This is a genomic window from Streptomyces sp. NPDC054975 (genome assembly GCF_053609105.1).
The window spans coordinates 120,505-126,517 of sequence record NZ_JBSGWV010000019.1; the positions used below are offsets into that span (position 1 = coordinate 120,505).

The window sequence follows — 6,013 nt, forward strand, 5'->3', positions numbered from 1 at the left end:
CGTCAGTCCTTCACCGCCCCGCCCAGTCCGGAGACCAGGCGGCGCTGTACGAGTACGAAGAAGACGAGCACCGGGATGGTCATCACGGTCGATCCGGCCATGATGCCTCCCCAGTCGTTCTCGTCCGGCTTGAAGAAGACGAGCAGCGCCATCGGGAGGGTCGACTGCGAGGTGTCGCTGATGATGAACGACTTCGCGAACAGGAAGTCGTTCCAGGTCGAGATGAACGAGAAGACGCTGGTCGCCACCAGGCCCGGGAAGACCAGCGGGAAGAGGATCTGCCACAGGAAGCGGGTGCGGCTCGCGCCGTCGATCGCCGCCTGCTCCTCCAGCGCCTGAGGCACCGCCTTGACGAAGCCACGCAGCATCCAGATCGCGAACGGCAGCGAGAAGGCGATGTGCGGCAGGATCAGCGAGCCCAGCGTGTTGAGCTGGCCGGCGTCCCGCATCAGGAAGAAGAGCGGGATGGTCAGCGCCTCGATCGGCACCATCTGGGCGACGAGGAACATGATCAGGAGCGTCGTCCGGAAGCGGAAGCGGAACCGGGTGACCGCGGTGGCCGCCAGGAAGGCGATGAGCGCGGAGGCGAGGACCACCGTGCAGGCGACGATCAGCGAGTTGACGAAGTACCGGCCGAAGTCCTGCTGTTCGAAGACGCGGCGGAAGGAGTCCAGGGACGGGGAGAGGGTCCACGGCCGCGGCTCGGCCGACTGGATCTCGCCGGCCGGTTTGAAGGCCGAGAGGACCATCCAGTACAGCGGGAAGGCGACGACTGCCGCGACGAGGAGGGCGGTGGCCTCGGCCGCGAGGCGTCCGGGCCGCCGGATGCGCACGGTGCTCACAGTTCTTCTCCCTGGCGGCGCAGCAGACGGAGGTACACGAGCGTCACGGCCAGCAGGATCAGCAGCATGACGACGCCGATCGCCGAGCCCAGGCTGTACTGGGAGGAGGCGAAGGCCTTCTGGTACGCGTACACGTTGAGGACGAGGTTCTGCCCGGCGATGCCGCCGCCGCCCGTCATGACGTAGATCTGGGTGAAGACCTTGAAGTCCCAGATGATCGACTGGATCGTGACGACGACCAGGATCGGCCGGAGCATCGGCGCCGTGACCGAGCGCCAGATCCGCCACTGCGAGGCGCCGTCCAGGGCGGCGGCCTCCAGGACCTCCGACGGGATGGCCTTGATGCCCGCGTAGACGGTGACCATCACGAACGGGAACGAGCACCAGACGACCTCGAGGAGGACGAGGGCGAAGGCGCTGTAGCGCCCGTACGTCCAGGAGAAGTCGCCGAGCCCGAGCAGCCGGTTGACGGGGCCGAGGTCGGGGTCGAAGAGGAAGACCCAGACCGTGGAGCCGGTGACGGCGGGGGTTGCCCAGGCGCCGAGGGCGGCGAGCATGAGCGCGAGGCGGGGCAGGGCCCGTACGCGGGTCAGGAGGACCGCGAGCGCGCAGCCGACCGCGAGGGTGGTGACGACGCAGGCGGCGGCGAAGAGGACCGTGGCGAGGAGGACCTGCCAGAACTGCGGGTCGGAGAAGAGGGCCGCGTAGTTGCCGAAGCCCTGGAAGGAGGTCGGCTCGCCGCCGCTGACCTGGGCCTGGGTGTACTCCAGGAAGGAGATGAGCCCCAGCTGGTAGATGGGGTAGACGAGGAGCCCGCCGAGGACGACGAGGGCGGGGAGCAGATAGAGCCAGGGCGTCCGGCCGGAGCGGCCGCGGGAGGCCCGGGGGCGGACGACGGGCGCCGCCGCCGGGCTCTTGGCGGGGGCGGTGGTCAGCGTCATGCCGGTCAGCCCGCGGCCGCGAACGCCGCGTCCATCTTCTTCGCGGCCTCGTCGGAGGCCGACTTCACGTCCTTACGGCCGCTGACGATCTCCTGGAACATCGTCGGCAGGACGAGCGAGGCGTCGATCTGGCCCCAGCCGGGGGACGCGGGGACGAACTTGGCGCCGGCGCCGAGCGTGTCGATGAAGGGCTTCACGAACGGCTCCTTCCGCGCCGCCTGCGCCCGGACGTCGGTGTAGGTCGGCAGGAAGCCCATCGCGTCGAAGAGCTTGCCCTGCGTCTCCTTGCCGGTGAGGGACTTCATCAGGTCGACGGCGAGGGTGCGGTGCGAACTGCTCTTCATCAGACCGATGTTGTTGCCGCCCGCGAAGGCTGGAGCGATGGAGCCGGGGGTCAGGCCGGGCAGCGGGACGACGGCGTACTTGCCCTTGACGGCGCCGGCTTCGACGGCGGCGTGGCTGAAGTCTCCGCCGATGGCCATGGCGGCCTTGCCGGAGGCGAAGGCGGTGACGGTGGCGTTGCCGCCCATCTGGGCGCACTTGGCGGCGGGGCAGTTGTCGTCGCCGAAGAGGGAGGTGTAGGCGGTGATGCCCTTGCGGGCGGCCTCGCTGTTGATGGCGGAGGTGTACGACGCGCCTTCCTGGGTGGCGAGTTCGCCGCCGTTGGCCCAGATGAACGGCATGGCGCCGTAGGTGTAGGCGCCGCCGACGGCCAGGCCGTACAGGTCGGGCCGCTCCTTGTGGACCTTCTTCGCCGTGGAGATCAGTTCGGCCTGGGTCTTGGGGGCGGAGAGGCCGAGGTCCTTGAAGACGTCGGTGCGGTAGTAGAGCGCGCGGACGCCGACGAAGAGGGGCGCGCCGTAGATCTTGCCGTCCACGGTGACGGAGGCCTTGGCGGTGGCGTCGGTGTCCTTGGCCTCGTCCCAGGCGCCGAACTCGGCGCTGATATCGGCGAGTCCACCGTCCTTGACGTAGCCGGCGGTGTCGGTGTTGCCGTACTCGATGAGGTCGGGCGCGGACTTCGGGTCGTTGAAGGCGGCCTTGACGCGCTGGGCGCGGGTCTCGACGGGGATGTACTCGATCTCCACCTTCGCGCCCTTGTTGCGCTGCTCGAAGGCGGCGACGGCGTCGTCGACCACCTTCTTCTTGGGCGCGTTGTCGACCTCCTGGAAGAGCCAGACGCGCAGGGTGCCGGTCTTCTCGTCGGTCGCGGCCTTGCCGTCGGAGGTCTGCGGGGCGCAGGCGGTGGCGGTGAGGCCGGCGAGGACGAGGGCGGTGACGGTGGCGGCGATGGGGGTCCCCCCTGCTCGAGCGAAGCCGAGAGCTTGGGGGAGGGCAGGAAGCTTCATGGCGGATCCCCTCCGAGAGTGTTGCAACATACGCAACGGGCGTTTCGTGCTGCACAACACGCGTGAGGTTAGGGGCGGACCAACTCACGGACAAGTGGTCTCAACCACTCTGTGACCGGCCGACGCATCCCGTGCAACGCGCCGCCCCACCACCGCACATGACCCCCGGACACGCGGACGGCCCCCGGCACACGCACCGAAGTGCGCGCGCCGGGGGCCGTCCCGACAGCGAGACCCGTCCCGGAGGACCGCCTCCCAGGACCGTCCTACTTCTTGTCCTTGCCGCCCTTGTCCTTGTCGCCACCACCGGCGCCCATGGATTCGTAGATCTCCTTGCACATCGGGCAGACCGGGTACTTCTTGGGGTCACGCCCCGGAACCCAGACCTTCCCGCACAGCGCCACCACGGGAGTGCCGTCGAGGGCGCTCGCCATGATCTTGTCCTTCTGGACGTAGTGGGCGTAGCGCTCGTGGTCGCCGTCACCATGGGACACCTGCGGCGTCGGCTCGACGAGGGTTCCCGTACCTGCCCCGCGCTCGGGCTCGAGAGTGCTCATGGGACCCAAGGGTAACGAAGACCGGGCGGGTCAGTTGAGCGAAGGGTCGTCCGGGTACGTCGCCACCATCGCGAGGTCGCTCCGCTGGCGGCGCAGGACCTCGCGCCAGAGGGTTTCGGGGCGCGGGGAGGAGACGTCGCCGGGTTCGGACTCCACCACGTACCAGGCGCCGTCGCCCAGCTCCGTCTCCAGCTGGCCCGGGCCCCAGCCCGCGTAGCCGGCGAAGATCCGCAGGGAGCCGAGCGCGGGGCCGAGGAGCTCGGGCGGGGTCTCCAGGTCGACCAGACCGATCGCGCCGAAGACCCGGCGCCAGCCCAGCGGGCCCTCGTCGCCGGGGATCACCGCCACACCGAGCGCCGCGTCGAGGGAGACCGGGCCGCCCTGGAAGACCACGCCCGGTTCGCCCGCCAGGTCGGCCCAGGGGGCGAGGATGTCGCCGACCGTGACGGGCGTCGGCCGGTTCAGGACCACACCGAGGGAGCCCTCGTCGTCGTGGTCGAGGAGGAGCACCACCGCGCGGTCGAAGTTGGGGTCGGCCAGGGCGGGGGTGGCGACGAGCAGCCGTCCTGTGAGCGAGGACACCTCGGTCATGCGACACATGATCCCGCATCTTCGGGGTTCGCGGGGGTCGAAGGGCGGACTGTGGACAGACCGGCGAGCCGTGCAGTTCAGGGCGGCCGCGGCGGCCTCGTGCGGACACAAACGGACGGTAACGCTCCGCAAGATCACATGAACAGAGGGTGTTGTGCCGAATTCATTACATCTGGGAGGCCCCGTTGGACTTACGAGCCGGGGGTAGACGAGCCTTACCCTTTTCCCTGGCCCCCTGCCCGACCTCTCCGGAACGCGAGATTCATGACCGGCACAGACGATGTACTGCTTGTCCACGGCGGAACCCCGCTCGAGGGCGAGATCCGCGTCCGCGGCGCGAAGAACCTCGTGCCCAAGGCGATGGTCGCCGCCCTGCTCGGCAGCGGGCCGAGCCGACTGCGCAATGTGCCCGACATCCGTGACGTCCGTGTGGTCCGCGGACTCCTCCAGCTGCACGGAGTGACCGTCCGCCCCGGCGAGGAGCCGGGCGAGCTGGTCCTCGACCCGACGCACGTCGAGTCCGCCAACGTGGCCGACATCGATGCCCACGCCGGTTCGTCGCGCATCCCGATCCTCTTCTGCGGCCCGCTGCTGCACCGCCTGGGCCACGCCTTCATCCCGGGCCTGGGCGGCTGCGACATCGGCGGCCGGCCGATCGACTTCCACTTCGACGTGCTGCGCCAGTTCGGCGCGACCATCGAGAAGCGGGCCGACGGCCAGTACCTGGAGGCCCCGCAGCGTCTGCGCGGCACGAAGATCCGGCTGCCGTACCCCTCGGTCGGCTCGACCGAGCAGGTGCTGCTGACCGCCGTCCTGGCGGAGGGCGTCACCGAGCTCTCCAACGCGGCCGTGGAGCCGGAGATCGAGGACCTGATCTGCGTCCTGCAGAAAATGGGCGCGATCATCTCCATGGACACCGACCGGACCATCCGGATCACCGGTGTCGACAAGCTCGACGGCTACACGCACCGCGCGCTCCCGGACCGCCTGGAGGCGGCCTCCTGGGCGTCGGCGGCGCTGGCGACCGAGGGCAACATCTACGTCCGCGGCGCGCAGCAGCGGTCGATGATGACCTTCCTCAACACGTACCGGAAGGTGGGTGGCGCCTTCGAGATCGACGACGAGGGCATCCGCTTCTGGCACCCGGGCGGCTCGCTCAACGCGATCGCCCTGGAGACGGACGTGCACCCCGGTTTCCAGACCGACTGGCAGCAGCCGCTGGTGGTAGCCCTGACGCAGGCCGCGGGCCTCTCCATCGTCCACGAGACGGTGTACGAGTCCCGGCTCGGCTTCACCTCCGCGCTGAACCAGATGGGCGCGCACATCCAGCTGTACCGCGAGTGCCTGGGCGGCTCGGACTGCCGCTTCGGCCAGCGCAACTTCCTGCACTCGGCGGTCGTGTCGGGCCCGACGAAGCTCCAGGGCGCGGACCTGGTCATCCCGGACCTGCGCGGCGGCTTCTCGTACCTGATCGCGGCGCTCGCGGCCCAGGGCACGTCCCGGGTCCACGGCATCGACCTGATCAACCGCGGCTACGAGAACTTCATGGAGAAGCTCGTCGAGCTGGGCGCGAAGGTCGAGCTCCCGGGCAGCGCGCTCGTCTAGCGTCTCGCTGGAGCGGCGGCCCCGCGGGGGCGGGGGTGCAGCGCCCCCCCCCGGGCCGCCACGCGGCACCCCCCCCACCCCGGCGGAACCCCGGGAGCGCCCCCCCACGGGGCGGCAGAAGGGGGGGC

The 6,013-nt window shown here is 69.9% G+C and carries 6 protein-coding genes; 1 reads left to right on the top strand and 5 read right to left on the bottom strand.

From position 1 onward, the window contains the following. Positions 1 to 2: 2 nt before the first annotated feature. The 5 genes from ACWF79_RS19205 to ACWF79_RS19225 all read right to left on the bottom strand — a co-directional run bounded on the left by ACWF79_RS19205 (position 3) and on the right by ACWF79_RS19225 (position 4,280). Positions 3 to 842, bottom strand: a complete 840-nt coding sequence (locus ACWF79_RS19205; protein ID WP_453729284.1) for a carbohydrate ABC transporter permease — start codon at positions 840 to 842, stop codon at positions 3 to 5. Beyond that, entirely contained in the window at positions 839 to 1,783 is a 945-nt protein-coding gene (locus tag ACWF79_RS19210; protein ID WP_453729285.1) for a carbohydrate ABC transporter permease, read from the bottom strand. Before ACWF79_RS19210 ends, ACWF79_RS19205 begins: the two co-directional genes overlap by 4 nt. A 5-nt stretch (positions 1,784 to 1,788) precedes the next feature. Continuing rightward, positions 1,789 to 3,132, bottom strand: coding sequence for an extracellular solute-binding protein (locus ACWF79_RS19215; protein WP_453729286.1), 1,344 nt, complete (start codon positions 3,130 to 3,132; stop codon positions 1,789 to 1,791). A 266-nt stretch (positions 3,133 to 3,398) separates the two neighbouring features. Beyond that, complete coding sequence (locus tag ACWF79_RS19220) at positions 3,399 to 3,689, bottom strand: DUF3039 domain-containing protein (protein WP_318106551.1); 291 nt, start codon at positions 3,687 to 3,689, stop codon at positions 3,399 to 3,401. 30 nt (positions 3,690 to 3,719) lie between these two features. Further along, on the bottom strand, positions 3,720 to 4,280 hold the full coding sequence (locus ACWF79_RS19225) for a YqgE/AlgH family protein (RefSeq protein ID WP_315892273.1): 561 nt from the start codon (positions 4,278 to 4,280) through the stop codon (positions 3,720 to 3,722). A 264-nt stretch (positions 4,281 to 4,544) separates the two neighbouring features. Here ACWF79_RS19225 and murA point away from each other — a divergent pair, with 264 nt between their 5' ends. Continuing rightward, positions 4,545 to 5,885 carry a UDP-N-acetylglucosamine 1-carboxyvinyltransferase gene (murA, locus tag ACWF79_RS19230; protein WP_352187417.1) on the top strand — a complete coding sequence of 447 codons (1,341 nt, stop codon included), beginning with the start codon at positions 4,545 to 4,547 and terminating at the stop codon, positions 5,883 to 5,885. The last annotated feature ends 128 nt before the right edge of the window (positions 5,886 to 6,013 follow it).